This is a genomic window from Streptomyces sp. enrichment culture, assembly GCF_964273145.1.
Taxonomy (GTDB): Bacteria; Actinomycetota; Actinomycetes; order Streptomycetales; family Streptomycetaceae; genus Streptomyces.
Genome location: NZ_OZ186873.1, coordinates 6,191,364 through 6,206,822, shown reverse-complemented (window position 1 = coordinate 6,206,822; position 15,459 = coordinate 6,191,364). Strand labels below are relative to the sequence as shown.

Annotated in this window: 14 protein-coding genes; 10 read left to right on the top strand and 4 right to left on the bottom strand. The window is 73.7% G+C overall.

Annotated elements, in window-relative coordinates; translation table 11 throughout:
* Positions 1-51: 51 nt before the first annotated feature.
* From ACSU6Z_RS27530 to ACSU6Z_RS27490, 9 genes are all read left to right on the top strand, one after another.
* The gene (locus ACSU6Z_RS27530) at positions 52-267 is read left to right on the top strand and encodes a type A2 lantipeptide (RefSeq protein ID WP_437049673.1); all 216 of its coding nucleotides are present in this window, start codon (positions 52-54) and stop codon (positions 265-267) included.
* 120 nt (positions 268-387) lie between these two features.
* Positions 388-1,194, top strand: a complete 807-nt coding sequence (locus tag ACSU6Z_RS27525) for an HlyD family efflux transporter periplasmic adaptor subunit (protein ID WP_437049671.1) — start codon at positions 388-390, stop codon at positions 1,192-1,194.
* Positions 1,191-3,416, top strand: a complete 2,226-nt coding sequence (locus ACSU6Z_RS27520) for an NHLP family bacteriocin export ABC transporter peptidase/permease/ATPase subunit (protein ID WP_437049669.1) — start codon at positions 1,191-1,193, stop codon at positions 3,414-3,416. The genes ACSU6Z_RS27525 and ACSU6Z_RS27520 overlap by 4 nt, the downstream gene beginning before the upstream one ends.
* A gap of 1 nt (position 3,417) precedes the next feature.
* On the top strand, positions 3,418-6,252 hold the full coding sequence (locus ACSU6Z_RS27515; RefSeq protein WP_437049667.1) for an NHLP bacteriocin export ABC transporter permease/ATPase subunit: 2,835 nt from the start codon (positions 3,418-3,420) through the stop codon (positions 6,250-6,252).
* Positions 6,253-6,354: 102 nt separating this feature from the next.
* Entirely contained in the window at positions 6,355-7,362 is a 1,008-nt protein-coding gene (locus tag ACSU6Z_RS27510) for a Ppx/GppA phosphatase family protein (protein WP_437049665.1), read from the top strand.
* Between the two features lie 63 nt (positions 7,363-7,425).
* Positions 7,426-7,608, top strand: coding sequence for a hypothetical protein (locus ACSU6Z_RS27505; RefSeq protein WP_437049663.1), 183 nt, complete (start codon positions 7,426-7,428; stop codon positions 7,606-7,608).
* 114 nt (positions 7,609-7,722) lie between these two features.
* Positions 7,723-8,742 carry an iron-containing redox enzyme family protein gene (locus tag ACSU6Z_RS27500; RefSeq protein ID WP_437050509.1) on the top strand — a complete coding sequence of 340 codons (1,020 nt, stop codon included), beginning with the start codon at positions 7,723-7,725 and terminating at the stop codon, positions 8,740-8,742.
* Between the two features lie 45 nt (positions 8,743-8,787).
* The gene (locus ACSU6Z_RS27495; RefSeq protein ID WP_437049661.1) at positions 8,788-9,417 is read left to right on the top strand and encodes a HemK2/MTQ2 family protein methyltransferase; all 630 of its coding nucleotides are present in this window, start codon (positions 8,788-8,790) and stop codon (positions 9,415-9,417) included.
* Positions 9,398-9,640, top strand: a complete 243-nt coding sequence (locus ACSU6Z_RS27490) for a CDGSH iron-sulfur domain-containing protein (protein ID WP_437049660.1) — start codon at positions 9,398-9,400, stop codon at positions 9,638-9,640. Before ACSU6Z_RS27495 ends, ACSU6Z_RS27490 begins: the two co-directional genes overlap by 20 nt.
* Positions 9,641-9,776: 136 nt before the next feature.
* On the opposite strand, the gene ACSU6Z_RS27485 is transcribed toward ACSU6Z_RS27490, so the two are convergent.
* Positions 9,777-10,211, bottom strand: a complete 435-nt coding sequence (locus ACSU6Z_RS27485) for a subtilase-type protease inhibitor (RefSeq protein ID WP_437049658.1) — start codon at positions 10,209-10,211, stop codon at positions 9,777-9,779.
* Between the two features lie 481 nt (positions 10,212-10,692).
* On the opposite strand from ACSU6Z_RS27485, the gene ACSU6Z_RS27480 reads away from it, so the two are divergent.
* The gene (locus ACSU6Z_RS27480; RefSeq protein ID WP_437049656.1) at positions 10,693-12,303 is read left to right on the top strand and encodes a purine-cytosine permease family protein; all 1,611 of its coding nucleotides are present in this window, start codon (positions 10,693-10,695) and stop codon (positions 12,301-12,303) included.
* An 83-nt stretch (positions 12,304-12,386) separates the two neighbouring features.
* Here the strand turns inward: ACSU6Z_RS27480 and ACSU6Z_RS27475 are convergent, their stop codons facing one another.
* From ACSU6Z_RS27475 to ACSU6Z_RS27465, 3 genes are all read right to left on the bottom strand, one after another.
* Entirely contained in the window at positions 12,387-12,764 is a 378-nt protein-coding gene (locus ACSU6Z_RS27475; protein WP_437049654.1) for a toxin Doc, read from the bottom strand.
* Positions 12,765-12,767: 3 nt separating this feature from the next.
* Positions 12,768-13,013 (bottom strand): hypothetical protein, encoded by a 246-nt coding sequence (locus ACSU6Z_RS27470; protein WP_437049652.1) that lies wholly within the window; start codon positions 13,011-13,013, stop codon positions 12,768-12,770.
* 149 nt (positions 13,014-13,162) lie between these two features.
* The gene (locus ACSU6Z_RS27465) at positions 13,163-15,406 is read right to left on the bottom strand and encodes a glycoside hydrolase family 9 protein (protein WP_437049651.1); all 2,244 of its coding nucleotides are present in this window, start codon (positions 15,404-15,406) and stop codon (positions 13,163-13,165) included.
* Between the last annotated feature and the right edge of the window lie 53 nt (positions 15,407-15,459).

Here is a 15,459-nt window from a genome sequence, read left to right as displayed (position 1 = left end):
GTGGGGGCCGCTCCCCCCATGTGAAGTACCCATACGAAGGGAAGTTCCATCATGAACTCCGCCTCCCAGGTCGAGACCGCCGAGATCTCCGACGTCGAGCTCGACAGCGTCTCCGGCGGCCTCGCCGTCAACGCCCTGAACACCGTCACCGGCGTGGTGGACAGCGTCGCCCCGGTCACCGGCGTGGTGAACGGCGTCGTCGACACGGTCGAGGGTGTCACCGGCCTGAACACCGCCCCGGTCACCAACCTGGTCGCCGGTCTCTGACCGCGCCTCGGTACCGCCGAAGTCCCGGAGCCGCTCCCCGGCTCCGGGACTCTCGGGTGCCGTCACATTCCCGGCCCGTGCGGGCCGTCGTCGTCAAGTTCCGCAGGTGAGAGAAGGTCCGTGCAGTTCCGCCAGCAGGCCCTCGCCAAGCTGCAGTCACCGGAGGAGCTCGACCTCCCGGTGCGCTTCGCCCGTCCCCAGGGCTGGCTCGTCCTCTCCGTGACCGTGGTCGCGATGGCCGCCGCGTCGGTGTGGGCGGTTACCGGATCGGTCGCCTCCACCGTCAGCGCGCCCGCCGTCCTCACGCACGGGCAGGGCAGTTACATCCTGCAGAGCCCGGTCTCCGGCCAGGTCACCGCCGTCCTCGCCGAGCAGGGCGAACGGCTGCCCGCCGGCGCGCCGGTGCTGAAGGTGCGCACCCCCGAGGGCGAGACGGTCGTGCGCGCCCTCGACGCGGGCCGGGTCAGCGCGCTGGCCGCCACCGTCGGGCAGATCGTCCGGACCGGAGCGGACGTCGCCGCCGTGGAGAAGGTCGACCGCCCCGAGGACCCGCTGTACGCCACCGTGTACGTCCCGGCCGAGAAGGCCGCCGAGGTCCGGGAGGGCGCCGCCGTCGACCTGACCGTGCAGTCGGTGCCCAGCCAGGAGTACGGCGTGCTGCGCGGCCACGTGAAGTCGGTGGACCGCTCCGCGCAGTCGGCGCAGCAGATCGGCGCGTTCCTCGGGGACGGCCAGCTCGGCGAGCAGTTCACCAAGGAGGGCAGGCCCGTCGCCGTGACCGTCCGCCTCGACACCTCCCCCGCCACCAAGAGCGGCTACGTGTGGTCGACGGCCGGCGGACCGCCGTACGCCCTCACCTCCATGACCCAGGCCACGGGCTCGATCCGGCTGGCCGACCAGCATCCCGTCGATTGGCTGCTGCCGTGACCACCGACCTGAAGACCCGGGGCGGACGCCGTGCCGCCCCGCCGCCCAAGCGCACGGTGCCCAAGGCCCGCACGAAGACCGTCCGCACCCCGACCGTGCTCCAGATGGAGGCCGTCGAGTGCGGCGCCGCCTCCCTGGCCATGGTGCTCGGCCACTACGGCCGTCACGTCCCGCTGGAGGAACTGCGCATCGCCTGCGGCGTCTCCCGCGACGGCTCGCGCGCCAGCAACCTGCTCAAGGCGGCGCGCGGCTACGGCCTGACCGCCAAGGGCATGCAGATGGACCTGGCCGCTCTCGCCGAGGTGACGGCACCCGCCATCCTGTTCTGGGAGTTCAACCACTACGTCGTCTACGACGGCATGGGCCGCCGCTTCGGCCGCCGCGGGGTGTACGTCAACGACCCCGCCAAGGGACGCCGGTTCGTGCCGCTGGAGGAGTTCGACGGCAGCTTCACCGGTGTCGTCCTGGTCCTGGAGCCCGGCGAGGACTTCGCCCGGGGCGGGCGCAGGCCGGGCGTGCTGGGCGCGATGCCGTCCCGGCTGCGCGGCACCGCGGGCACCCTGCCGGCCGCGGTGCTGGCGAGCCTGCTGCTGGTGGTCGTCGGCGCGGCGGTGCCCGCGCTCAGCCGCACCTACATCGACGAGTTCCTGATCGGCCGGCAGACGTCGCTGCTGAGCGTGCTGTTCACGTCGATGGCGGCGTGCGTGCTGTTCACCGTCGTGCTGACCTGGCTCCAGCAGGCCAACCTGCTGCGCGGCCGGCTCATCTCCTCCACGCTGTCCAGCGCCCGCTTCCTGCGCCACCTGCTGCGGCTGCCGGTGACGTTCTTCTCCCAGCGCAGCCCGGCCGACCTGGTGCAGCGCCTGCAGTCCAACGACGCGGTGGCCGAGACCCTGGCCCGCGACCTGGCGGCGGCGGGCGTGGACGCGGTGGTCGTCGTCCTGTACGCGCTGCTGATGTACACGTACGACCCCCAGCTGACGTTCGTCGGCATCGGCGTGGCGCTGCTGAACATCGTGGCGATGCGGGTCGTCATCCGGCTGCGCGCGACGCGCACCGCGAAACTGCGGGCGGACAGCGCCCGGCTGACCAACACCGCCTACACCGGTCTGCAGCTGATCGAGACGATGAAGGCGACCGGCGGCGAGGACGGCTACTTCCGCAAGTGGGCGGGGCAGCACGCCACCACCCTGGAGGAGCAGCAGCGGCTCGGGGTGCCGAGCGCCTGGCTGGGCGTGGTGGCGCCGACGCTGGCCACGTTCAACAGCGCGCTGATCCTGTGGATCGGCGGCATGCGGGCGGTGGAGGGCCACATGTCGGTCGGTCTGCTGGTCGCCTTCCAGGCGCTGGTGGCCCGCTTCACCGCCCCGCTGACCCGCCTGAACGGCGTCGCCGGCCGCATCCAGGACTTCGCCGCCGACGTGGCCCGCCTGAAGGACGTGGAGAACTTCCAGGCCGACCCGCTCTACGGCCGGCCCGGCGGCGGCGAGGACACGCGCCGCCTCCAGGGCCACGTCGAACTGGAGAACATCACCTTCGGCTACAACCCCCTGGACAAGCCGCTGCTCAGCGGCTTCGACCTGACCGTCGGGCCGGGGCGGCAGGTGGCGCTGGTCGGCGGCTCGGGCAGCGGCAAGTCCACGGTGTCCCGGCTGATCTCGGGCCTGTACACGCCGTGGGAGGGCGTCATCCGCATCGACGGGCGGCGCATCGAGGACATCCCGCGCGGGGCGCTGGCCGCCTCCGTCTCCTTCGTCGACCAGGACGTGTTCCTCTTCGAGGGCACCGTCCGCGACAACGTGGCGCTGTGGGACCCGTCGATCCCCGACGACGCGGTGGTGGAGGCGCTGCGCGACGCGGCGCTGTACGACGTGGTCATGCGCCGCCCCGGCGGCATCCACAGCCGGGTCGAGCAGGACGGCCGCAACTTCTCCGGCGGGCAGCGCCAGCGGCTGGAGATCGCGCGGGCGCTGGTGCGCCGCCCCAGCATCCTCGTCCTGGACGAGGTGACGAGCGCGCTGGACGCCGAGACCGAACAGGTGGTCATGGACAACCTGCGCAAGCGCGGCTGTGCCTGTGTGGTGATCGCGCACCGGCTCAGCACCGTGCGGGACAGCGACGAGATCGTCGTGCTCCAGCACGGCACGGTCGTGGAGCGCGGACGGCACGAGGAGCTGCTGGCGCGCGGCGGCGCGTACGCGGCACTGGTCAGGGAGCGGTGAGATGACGTCCGTCCACGAAGGCGGCCTCGTGCACGAGGGCGACCTGGTCCTCAATGCGCTCGGCCGGCTGGGCACGCGGCTGGACTGCGCCGGTTTCAGCCGGCTGGACCTGGAGGGGCCGCAGGTGCTGTGGCTGGTCGCGGCGGGCGCCGTCGACCTGTTCGCGGTGGACGCCGCACAGCAGGGCCACTGGCACCACCTCGGCCGTCTGGAGGCGGGTTCGCTGCTGCTGGGCCCGGTCGCCGGTCCGCAGCACACGCTGGTGGCCCGCCCGCTGCGGGACTGCGTGGTGCACCGCATCAACCTGCGCGAGCTGTACCAGCCGGCGACCACGCAGTCCTGGTCGTACGACGAGTACGGCAACCCGCAGTACGTCCCGCCGACGACGAGCCCGCTGGAGTACGCCCTCGCCCTGGGCGTCGGCCGCAGTCTGTCCATCCTCTTCCAGGCGCCGATGGCCACCGAGCGGGCCGCGGCGCCCACCGACGACGACGTGTTCTGGATGCAGGTCCCGCCGGGCAGTGTGCAGTACGGCGAGCTGTACGGCGCCGACGCCGCGGCCGACCTGCTGATGGACCCGGCGCTGTGGCGGAGCATGGTCGACCAGCAGTACCGGCTGCTGACCACGCTGGACCGCTGGATCGAGCAGCTGGAGCGCACCCACGAGACCCGCACCGCCGAGGGCATCAAGGCCGGTGAGGAAGTGCGCGCCCGGGCCGACCGGACGCTGCTGGCCTCGATCGGCACGCGGTCCCGGCAGCGGACCACGGCCGCCGACGCGGACGCCACGTACGCGGCCTGCAAGCTGGTCGCCCAGGCCGCGGGCATCGTGCTCGCCGAGCCGGCGCACAACGGCACCGAGAGCGACCGGCTGGACCCGGTGGAGCGGGTCGCCCTCGCCTCCCGGGTGCGCACCCGGGCCGTGCGCCTCCAGGGCCGCTGGTGGCGGGAGAACGTCGGGCCGCTGGTGGGCCGGCGGGCGCTGTCGGGGGCGCCGGTGGCGCTGCTGTGGCGGCGCGGCGGATACGTGGCCGTGCAACCGGGCTCCGGGCGGGAGACGGCCGTGGACAAGGCGAGTGCCGGGGAGTTCGAGCCGCGCGCGGTGATGTTCTACCGGCCGCTGCCCGACCGCCGGCTCGGCCCGCTGCGGTTGCTGCGGTTCTGTCTGTGGGGCACGCGCGCAGACCTGCTGAACTTGCTGCTCAGCGGGTTGGTGACGGTGGCGGTCGGGGCGCTGGTGCCGCTGGCGACCGGCAAGGTGCTCGGCGAGTTCGTGCCGCGCGCCCAGACCGATCTGATCGCCGAGGTCTGTCTGGCGGTGATGGTCGGCGGAGTCGTGGCGGCGGCCTTCATGCTGCTGCAGAACCTCACCATCCTGCGGCTGGAGGGCCGCATCGAGGCGACCCTCCAGCCCGCGGTGTGGGACCGGCTGCTGCGGCTGCCGACGACGTTCTTCACCGAGCGCTCCACCGGTGAACTGGCGAGCGCGGCCATGGGGGTCAGCGCGATCCGCCGGCTGCTGGCCGGGGTCGGCCCGACGGTGGCCCAGTCGGTGACCGTCGGCGCGATGAACCTGGGGCTGCTGCTGTGGTACAGCGTGCCGATGGCGCTGGCGGCGATCGCCATGCTCGTCGTGGTCACCGCGGTGTTCCTGGGGCTCGGGCTGTGGCAGGTGCGCTGGCAGCGACGGCTGGTGGTGCTCACCAACAAGCTGAACAACCAGGCGTTCCAGACGCTGCGCGGCCTGCCCAAGCTGCGGGTGGCGGCGGCCGAGAACTACGCGTACGCCGCCTGGGCGGAGCGCTTCGCGCGCAGCCGTGAGCTCCAGCAGAAGGCCGGCCGCATCAAGAACCTCAACGCCGTGCTGGGCGCGGTGTACCTACCGCTGTGCACCCTGGTGATGTTCATGCTGCTGGCGGGCCCGGCGCGCGGCTCGATGTCGGCGGCGGCGTTCCTCACCTTCTCCACCTCGATGACGATGCTGCTGACCTCGGTCACCCAGCTGACCGGCGCGTTCGTCTCGGCGGTGGCGGCGCTGCCGCTGTTCGAGGAGATCAAGCCGGTGCTGGAGGCGGCGCCGGAGGTGCGCACGGCCAGCACCCGGCCCGGCCCGCTGTCCGGGGCGATCGAGGCGCGGCGGCTGTCGTTCCGCTACACCACCGACGGGCCGCTGATCCTGGACGACGTGTCGTTCGAGGTGCGGCCGGGCGAGTTCGTGGCGATCGTCGGCCCGAGCGGCTGCGGCAAGTCGACCCTGCTGAGGCTGCTGATCGGCTTCGACCGGCCGCTGTCGGGCAGCGTGCTGTACGACGGCCAGGACCTGGCCGCCCTGGACCAGTCCGCGGTGCGCCGCCAGTGCGGGGTGGTGCTCCAGCACGCGCAGCCGTTCACCGGCTCGATCATGGACGCCATCTGCGGCACGGAGCCGTACACGCCCGAGGAGGTGATGGCGGCGGCCGAGATGGCGGGGCTCGCCGAGGACATCCGGCGGATGCCGATGGGGCTGCACACCATCGTCTCGGGCAGCGGCGCGATCTCCGGCGGCCAGCGGCAGCGGCTGATGATCGCCCAGGCGCTGATCCGCCGGCCGCGCATCCTCTTCTTCGACGAGGCGACCAGCGCCCTGGACAACGAGACGCAGCGCAGGGTGATCGAGTCGACGAAGGCGCTCAACGCGACCCGGATCGTCATCGCGCACCGCCTGTCGACCGTGCTGGACGCCGACCGCGTGATCGTCATGGAGGACGGCAAGGTCGCCCAGCAGGGGCCGCCCGCGCAGCTGCTGGCCGACACGGGCGGTCGGCTGCACGAGCTGGTGCGGCGGCAGATGGCCTGACGGGGGGCGGGCAGGGCCGGCATGCGCCACGGTGGTGGTGGATGCCGGCCCTGCCCGCTCCGGTTCCGTTGGACCGCCCGCCGAGTGGGTACTTGCCGGAACATGCGAATCAGCGTGGTGGACGTCGGATCGAACGCGGTCCGGCTGGTGGTGGCGGACGCGGAGGGCGGGGTGCCGCTGCCGGTGCACACCGCCAAGTGGCGACTGCGGTTGTCGGAGCAGGTCAGACCGGGGGAACCGGTCCCCCAGGAGGCGGTCGAGCGGCTGGCCGACGCGGTCGCGGAGGCGAGCGGGACCGCGGCCCGCTGGGGCGCGGCCGGCCCGCTGGCCTTCGCGACCGCCGTGGTGCGGGCCGCCCCGAACCGGCAGGAGGTGCTGCGCACCGTCCGCTCCCGCACCGGGGTCGCCCTGTGCACGTTGCCGGGCGAGGTGGAGGCGGAGCTGACGTTCCTCGGGGCCCGGCGCTGGATGGGCTGGCGTGCGGGCCCGCTCGCCCTGCTCGACATCGGCGGCGGCTCGCTGGAGGTGGCCTTCGGCCGGGGCCGGCTGCCGGACTTCGTGGCCTCGCTGCCGCTCGGCGCGGCCCGGCTCACCCACGAGTTCTTCGAGGGCTTCGACCCGCCGCCGCCGGAGCTGGTGCGGGCGCTGCGCCGCCGGGTGCGCCACCAGCTGCGGGACGTGGCGGCCCGGATCCGGTGGGAGGGCCCGCGCACCGCGGTGATGACCTCGCGCACCTTCCAGCAGCTGGGGCGGTTGTGCGGGGCCGCGCCCGGACGGCACGGGCCGTTCGTGGAGCGTGAGCTGCACTGCGCGGACCTGCGGCGGGCGATCGGCCGGCTGGCCGCCCTGCCCGCCGCCGAGCGGGCCCGGCTGCCCGGCATCTCCGCGCCCCGGGCCGCGCAGAGCCTGGCGGGCGCGGTGGTCGGGCACACGGCGATGAAGCTGACGGGAGTGCGCACGGTGACGATCTGCCCGTGGGCGATCCGGGAGGGCGTCCTGCTGCGCCACATCGAGGACGGCCCGTCCTGGTGGGCGGAGATCACCCGGCGCGGTGACGAGGAGTCTCCCCCGGACCCGGTGCCCCTGCGCATCGCGACCACGACCCGCTGAGGCCCGGCCCGCGGAAAGACGCCGGCACGACAGGAACGACAGGAACGACAGGAAGGAGACACCGTGTCCCACGAGGAGGACCACGGCCGCAAGGAGCCCCGGACGGCGCTGGAGGAGGTGCTGCGCGAGGTGGAGGACGCCGAGACGCGCTCCCCGGAGTCCGAGGGGGAACGGCGGCACCGGGGCGAGGCCGGGGACACCGTCACGCCCAACGTCCAGGCGCAGGAACAGGCCCGCGGCGACTGATCACCGCACGGCCCCGGCGCGGGCGGCGGCGGCCCGTACGGCCCGCCGCCGCCCGCGCGTGTCCGGGAGGGGAGGTGGGCTCCCGCCGTGCCCGGGTACCCGCAGGCCATGGATCTGGACCACGACCGCGAAGAACCCCGGCTGCCGGCGGCCCGCGGACCGCTCTCCGCCGCAGTCACCGAGTACCTGCTGGGCGCGGGCCCGCTGCCCCGCCCCGAGACCGCCGCCGCCGCGTCCCCGTACGGCGACGATCTCCAACTCGCCCTCTACGTCTGCTACGAGCTGCACTACCGCGGTTTCGCGGGCGTGTCCGCGGACCGCGAGTGGGACCCCGACCTGCTGCGCACCCGCGCCGCTCTGGAGCACCGCTTCCTGTCCGCGCTGCGCGCCGGCACCCGGGCGCACGCGAGCGTCGAGGACGCGGTCGCCGACCTCCTCGTCGAACCGGTCGACGGCTCGGGCGTCACCCACTTCCTGCGCGACGAGGGCGAGCTGTGGCACCTGCGCGAGTACGCGGCCCTGCGGTCCCTGTACCACCTGAAGGAGGCGGACCCGCACGCCTGGGTACTGCCCCGGCTGCACGGCCGGGCCAAGGCGGCGATGGCGGCGGTGGAGTTCGACGAGTACGGGGGCGGCCGTCCCGACCGCGTCCACGCCCGCCTGTTCGCGGACCTGATGACGGACCTGGGTCTGGACACCACGTACGGGCATTACCTGGACGCGGCGTCCGCGGAGGCCCTCGCCACGGTGAACCTCATGTCCCTCTTCGGCCTGCACCGCAGCCTGCGGGGCGCCCTCGTGGGCCACTTCGCCTCGGTCGAGATCACCTCCTCCCCCGGTTCCCGGCGGCTGGCCGAGGCGATGCGCCGCACCGGCGCCGGACCCGCCGCCGAGCACTTCTACGACGAGCACGTCGAGGCCGACGCGGTCCACGAGCAGGTGGTGCGCCACGAGGTGATCGGCGGCCTGCTGGAGGAGGAGCCGCACCTGGCCCCGGACGTGGTCTTCGGGATCGACGCCACCGCCGTGGTGGAGGACCGCTTCGCCGCGCGCCTGCTCGCGGACTGGCGGGCGGGCCGGTCCGCCCTGCGCACGTCCCTGTCCGCCGAGGTGCCGGCGGCCCATACTTTTTGATCCCCGGGGTACCCGGGGCGTGTGAATCCCTTGGTGCTACCGGGCGTGTACGCCCCTCAGGAGGACACGGAGCTGCTGGCCGGGGCGCTGTCCGACGAGCCGTTCCCCGCGGGGGCGGACGTCCTCGACGTGGGAACCGGCTCCGGCGCGCTGGCGCTGCGGGCCGCGCGGCGGGGCGGCCGGGTGACCGCCGTGGACCTGTCCCGGCGGGCGGTGTGCGTCGCCCGCCTGAACGCCCTGCTGGCCGGGCTGCCGGTCCGGGTGCGGCGCGGCAACCTCTTCGAACCGGTCCGCGGCGAGTCGTTCGACCTGATCCTGGCCAATCCGCCGTACGTGCCGGCACCGGACGGCGGGATCCGGCCGCGCGGCGCGGCCCGGGCCTGGGACGCCGGGCACGACGGCCGCCTCGTTCTGGACCGCATCTGCCGGGAGGGCCCCGCCCTGCTGCGTCCCGGCGGGGTGCTGCTGATCGTGCAGTCCGCGCTCAGCGATCCCGGCCGGACCGTCGGGCATCTGCGCGGGGCCGGTCTGAAGGCGGCGGTGACCCGGCGGCAGCGGATCTCGTTCGGCCCCGTGCTGCGGAGCCGGGAAGGCTGGCTGCGGCAGCGGGGACTGCTGTCCGCGGCGGACAACAAGGAAGAGCTGGTGGTCGTCCGTGCCGAACTCCCCGTCTGACGCCCCCCGCCGGATCACCGTCCGGCGCCGGGGCCCGCTGCTGGTGGAGGGCCCGGTGGAGGTGGAGTTGGAGGACGGTACGACGGTGTCCTCCGACCGCTTCCGGGTCGCCCTGTGCACCTGCCGCCGCAGCCGCCGCTACCCCTGGTGCGACACCAGCCACCGCGCCCGGTCCCGGGCCGGTGAGGGCCCCGCCTCCGGCGAGCGGCCCCGGTCGGACTGACGCGTGGTTCCGGGGGCGGCGGACGGCCCCACTCCGTCCGCCGCCCCCGGTGTGGCACCGCGCGGGCCCGTGTCCGGACCCGCACTCCCCAGCAACGGGTCCCTGACACGGCACGGGCGCCGCGCGGTGCCGGTCCTCAGAACGCGAAGACGTCCGCTCCGTGGGCGTGTCTCACGCAGTCGTTGGCGAAGGTGCGCTCGTAGGAGACGCGCCGGCCCTGCCAAACCCCGTCGACGGTGACGACGACGGGGTCGTACTCCTTGGTGCACAGCACCGCGTCACCGGCCGCCAGGGCGTCCGGGTCCCCATCGGCGGCACGCAGTTCGGCGCAGGCCGGACCGGGGGCCGGATGGGTGCCGAAGGGCCGCGGGGCGCAGGTCAGGGTGACCGCGCGAAGGGGGGTGGCGGTGGCCGCGCTCTCGCCGCGGCCGACGGTGAGCACCAGGGCCGAGGGGGCGTGGAGCGAGGAGGGGGTGTGGTCCGGGGCGGCGAGGGCGGCCCCGGTCAGGGGCCCGAGGACGGTGGCGGCCGTGAGGCCGAGGGTCGTCGCCCGGCGCGCGGTGTTCCGCATCGTGTGCATCCTTCCGCTCGATTCGACGGGTCGCCGGTCCGGCCCGGTCGGGTGCCGGAACGGCGAGCGCGAGTCTGCCGAGTCCGCCGTCGGAACTCACATCGACCCTGCGGGTTTAGGTAACCTTGCGTATTGAATCAGTGGCGCGATGTTACCGAGTTCGAACGTTCCCATGCCGATTTCGAGCGATTCCTGATCGCTGGAACCGGCCGGATGGCGTGATCCCCGCGCTCTGTAATAGGCCGGAAACATGTCGCCCGAGCCGTTCGTCCGGTCACGCGACACGGCTGCGCGCCCCGGCGGCCGGCTCGCCGGGGGCATGGCCGATCCGCACATCCGCGGTGCGAAAGATGGATGATCCGCCCCCTGGCCGCGCACGCGCACGCCGCCTTAGCGTCGCCTGACCCGACACCGTCGCCCGGCCCGGCCCGGCGGCGGCGAGCGGCCGTTCGCACCGCCGCGCCGCAGCGCGCCCACCGCCATGTCCCCCGCTGGAGCTCCTTTGCCGCCGCAGCCCTCGCAGTCCCCCTCCCCCGCCACACCGCCCCCGTCCCTGACGGAGGTGGAGGCCCACGGCGTCGACCGCATCCCCGACGCCGAGCGCACCGCCACCCCGTTCGACCTGTTCCGGCTCGCCTTCGGAGGCGCCAACACCTTCTCCACCTGCGTCCTTGGCGCCTTCCCGATCCTGTTCGGCCTCTCCTTCCCGCAGGGCCTCGCCGCCACCCTCCTCGGTGTCGTCGCGGGCGCGCTGATCCTGTGCCCGATGGCGCTGTTCGGCCCGGTCAACGGCACCAACAACGCCGTCTCCTCCTCCGCCCACCTGGGTGTGCACGGCCGCGTGGTGGGTTCGTTCCTGTCGCTGCTGACGGCCGTCGCGTTCTTCTCCCTCTCGGTGTGGAGCTCCGGCGACGCCCTGGTCGGCGGCGCGCACCGGCTCTTCGGGCTGGAGCGGGGGAACCTGTCGTACGCCGTCGCGTACGCGCTGTTCGCGGGGCTGGTGCTCGCGGTGTGCGTGTTCGGCTTCCGGTTCATGCTGTTCGTCAACAAGATCGCGGTGACGACGGCGAGCACGCTGTTCCTGCTCGGCGCCCTCGCCTTCGCCGGCGACTTCGACCCGTCGTACCCGGGCGTCTTCACGGACACGGCGGACGCCGGCACGCAGGCGCTGTTCTGGCCGTCGTTCATCGCAGCCGCGCTGATCGTGCTGTCGAACCCGGTGTCGTTCGGCGCCTTCCTCGGCGACTGGTCGCGTTACATCCCCGCGAGCACGCCGCGCCGCCGGGTGGTCGGCGCCGCGTTCCTGTCGCAGATCGCGACGCTGCTGCCGTTCCTCTTCGGCCTGTCGACGGCGAGCATCATCGCCACGAAGGCGCCGGAGTACGTCGACCCGGCCGCCCCCGACTTCGTGGGCGGGCTGCTGGCGGTCTCGCCGGGCTGGTTCTTCCTGCCGGTGTGTCTGCTGGCGCTGATCGGCGGCATGTCGACGGGCACGACCGCGCTGTACGGCACCGGCCTGGACTTCTCCTCGGTGTTCCCGCGGCTGTCCCGGGTGCGGGCGACGCTGCTGGTCGGCGCGGTGTCGATCGCGTTCATCTTCGCCGGGCGGTTCGGGCTGAACCTGGTGCGGTCCATCTCGACGTTCGCCACCGTGATCATCACCTGCACCTCGCCGTGGATGGTCGTGATGACGCTGGGCTACTTCACCCGGCGCGGCTGGTACGACCCGGAGGCGCTCCAGGTGTTCAACCGCCGTCAGCGCGGCGGACGTTACTGGTTCACGCACGGCTGGAACTGGCGGGGCCTGACCGCCTGGTGGGCGGCGGCGCTGACGGGTGTGCTGTTCACCCACATCCCCGGCCAGTTCGTGGGACCGCTGGGCGGGCTGGCGGGGGGCGTCGACATCGGCCTGCCGCTGTCGCTGGCCGTGGCGGCCGTGCTCTTCCTCGCGCTGCTGCGGCTGTTCCCCGAACCCCGGGCGGCCTACGGGCCCGAGGGCGCACGGCTGGTCCGGACCGTGGAGGTGCCGGTGCCGCCGATCACCGGCCCGGGTGCGGAGCCCGCCGGGGCGCCGGGCGTGCGCGCGGGCTGAGCGTCCGCGCCGCCCCCGCCGGCCTCGTGGAGGGCACCGCCGGACCGGCCCGCTCTCCGGCGCGCCCCTTCTCCCCCGGCTCCTCAGAGCTGCCAGGACCGCAGCCGGTCGGCGGCCCCGTAGACGTCGGCCGTGCCGGACATCAGGTCGCGGGCGAGGCCGACGAGGGCACCGCGGGGCGGGTCGATGCCGACGCCGCTGACGGACATGTACGCCACCGCCGTCGCGCAGGCGAAGCGGGCGTTGGCCGACGGCAGGGGTTTGAGCACGGCGAGGGTGTGCAGCAGGGCGGCGGCCCGCCAGGCCGGGTCGGAGTCGACGCCGGGGCGGGGCGGGTCGACGCGGTGCCGGGCGACGGCGGCGGCCAGCGCGGAGAAGTCGTCGATCACGGGCCGGTCCGGCAGGACCTCCTCGTGGCGCTGGAGCAGCCAGGGCACGTCGATGTGGAGGACGGGCGCCATGGATCAGGTGGCCCGGCCCTCGCCCTCGGCGGGCGGTTCGTCGTCGGGGAAGGCGGCGGCGAACTCCTCGGCGTGGGCGGCGAAGAACCGGCGGAACGCCTCCGCGCCCTCCTGCAGCGCCCGGTGCCGCGCTATGTCGGCGGCGGCGGCCTCGCGCACGAGGGCCTTCATCGACGTACCGCGCTCCTTGGCGATCTGCCGCAGATCCTCCAGTTCGCGGTCGCTGAACTCCACGTTCAGAGCTGGCATGCCCTCACGGTACCGCGCGGGTACTGCACCGTAAATAACAGCAGGTCGCAGGGCCGATGCGGTGGTACCCCGGAGCGGCCGGACCGTGCGGCGGCGGCTGGGGCCGCCGCACGGCGGGACGGACGGTGCGGGCCGCGCGGGCCGTGCGGTCAGCCCTGGTCCGCCACGAAGGACGCCATCCAGGTCAGGGCCGCGTTCCAGTTGATGGTGATCTCGTTGGTCGACCAGGACTGGATGTCGTCGATGTAGCAGAACTGGCCGACGCAGCCCTGGAGCCTGCTCTGGGCCACGGGGTCCTGGATGCTCGAGTTGGGGCCGCCGGCGAGCGAACCGGCCGGCGGGTTCGGCAGCTTCGGGTCGAGCTGGCGGGCGTACCAGCGGCTGTGCTGGTTGTGCGAGCTGACCTCTCCGTAGCCGGTGACGTAGGAGATGTTCAGCGCGTTGCGGCCGAGGACGTAGTCCATGCCCTGGACCGCGCCGTCGCGGTACTTCGAGCCGCCCGTGATGTCGTAGGCACTGGCCAGCACGACCGCGTTGTTCAGCATCTGGTGGGTGGAGCCCCAGTCGTACCGGTTGCCGTCGGGGGCGTACGGCATGCCGTACGGGTGGGCCTTCAGGGTGGCCAGGTAGCGGTCGGCGCCCCGGACGACGGAGTGGCGGACCTTGTCCCGGCCGGGGAGCCGGCTCGGCACGGTGGCCAGGTCCAGGCGGGCCGCCGCCGCGGTGCGCGCCCAGTCGAAGCCGATCGGGCCGAAGACGTCGGCGGTGTGGACCGGGGAGTTCAGCACGTGGTCCGCGAACTGCCTCTCGCCGGTGGTGAGGTAGAGCTCGGCCGCCGCCCAGTAGAACTCGTCCTCGACGTTCCGGTCCGGGTAGGCCCCGCCGCCGATGCCGTCGTTCTCGTCCGCGTAGACGTCCGGGTGCGCCCGGGCCGCCGCCCAGGCCTCGCGGGCCGCGGCGAGCGCCTCGGCGGCGAACTCGGGGTCGTAGGGCTTGTACAGGCGGGCCGCCTGGGCGGCCGCGGCGGCCAGGTTGAGGGTGGCCGCGGTGGTCGGCGGGTGCAGTTCGCGCTTCTGCGGGTCGTCGCCGGGCAGCAGCGGCAGGCCGGTCCAGTTCTCGTCGTGGACCTTGTGGTGGGCCATGCCGGCCAGCGGTTGCCCGTCCGGGACCTGCATCTTCAGCAGGAAGTCCAGCTCCCAGCGGACCTCGTCGAGCAGGTCGGGCACCTTGTTGCCGCTCTCGGGGATGGCGAGCGAGCCGTCGCGGAACTTCTCCGGCCGCCCGGTGCGGGCGTGCAGCGCGCGCTCGTAGGTGCTCAGCAGCTCCCACACGGAGATGCCCGCGTTGACGACGTACTTGCCGTGGTCGCCGGCGTCGTACCAGCCGCCGGAGACGTCGAGGCGGTAGTCGCACACGCCGGGTTGGCACGGTACGTCGGTGTCGCCCTGGTTGGGCGCCACGCCCACGTGCCCGGCCGCGCGGCCGTAGCCCGGACGCAGGTCGTCCCGTATCTCCAGGCCGCTGCGCTGGGTGTAGTAGAACTTCGCGGCGTCCACGCTCAGCCGCTCGTACGCGTCCGTGCCGATGTCGAACGGCCGGCTGGTCTCCCCGTCGGCGACCAGCGTGAAGTCCCGGCCGCGCGCCTTGTATCCGCCGAAGTCGATGGAGTGGACGTTCTGCCCGGAGGAGGCGTCGGTGCCGCGCGGCACGCTCCAGCCGCGGGCGACCACCGTGCCGTCGCCGTTCCGCAGCTGCCAGGGCAGCCGGGTGGTGGCGTCGGTGACGAGGGTGGCGTTCTTCGGCCCGGCCGGCAGGTAGGCGACCTGGTTGACGCGGACCCGGGGGCCGGTGTCGGGCTCGTACCGCTCGGGCGGCACCCCGCCCAGCAGGGACACGTCGTCCACGCAGAACCGCCAGGGCTCGGCGCTGCCGCCGAGCTGGAAGGCGACCTGCCCCTGGGCGGTGTCGACGGGCGAGGTGAAGGTGTAGGAGTAGGTGTCACCCGAGACGCTGAGCTGCGGACTCACCTCGTGGTAGGTGTCGTACGGGGCGACCGACAGCCCGACCACGACCCGGGCCACGTGGTCGGCCGGGGTGCCGTCGGCGTGGAAGGAGAAGCGGTAGGACTCGCCCTTGACGAGGGCGATGTCGTTCTGGCCGACGGTCGCGTCCCAGCGGTTGGCGGTACCGCCGGGGACGTCGGCGCACAGCCGGCCGTCGGACACGCCCGCGGTGACGTTGGCGGTGGTCCACCAGGAGTCGGTACCGGAGTCGAAGGTGCCGTTCCTGACCTGTTCGACCTCCTCGGCCCCGGCCGGCGCGGCGGGCAGCGCGGTGAGCGCCCCCGCCAGCAGGGCCGTCAGGGACAGCAGGGCGGTTCTGCGTCTTCTCACGTCTGGGCTCCTCAAGGGGAGGGGCGGGTGACGCTCGGCTTGGGAGCGCTCCC

Bases quoted from the DNA above. Each gene is read 5' to 3' on its own strand.
- ACSU6Z_RS27480 (WP_437049656.1), top strand. From the start codon at position 10,693: ATGTCCCCCGCTGGAGCTCCTTTGCCGCCGCAGCCCTCGCAGTCCCCC.
- ACSU6Z_RS27515 (WP_437049667.1), top strand. From the start codon at position 3,418: ATGACGTCCGTCCACGAAGGCGGCCTCGTGCACGAGGGCGACCTGGTC.
- ACSU6Z_RS27475 (WP_437049654.1), bottom strand. From the start codon at position 12,764: ATGGCGCCCGTCCTCCACATCGACGTGCCCTGGCTGCTCCAGCGCCAC.
- ACSU6Z_RS27530 (WP_437049673.1), top strand. From the start codon at position 52: ATGAACTCCGCCTCCCAGGTCGAGACCGCCGAGATCTCCGACGTCGAG.
- ACSU6Z_RS27510 (WP_437049665.1), top strand. From the start codon at position 6,355: ATGCGAATCAGCGTGGTGGACGTCGGATCGAACGCGGTCCGGCTGGTG.
- ACSU6Z_RS27470 (WP_437049652.1), bottom strand. From the start codon at position 13,013: ATGCCAGCTCTGAACGTGGAGTTCAGCGACCGCGAACTGGAGGATCTG.
- ACSU6Z_RS27485 (WP_437049658.1), bottom strand. From the start codon at position 10,211: ATGCGGAACACCGCGCGCCGGGCGACGACCCTCGGCCTCACGGCCGCC.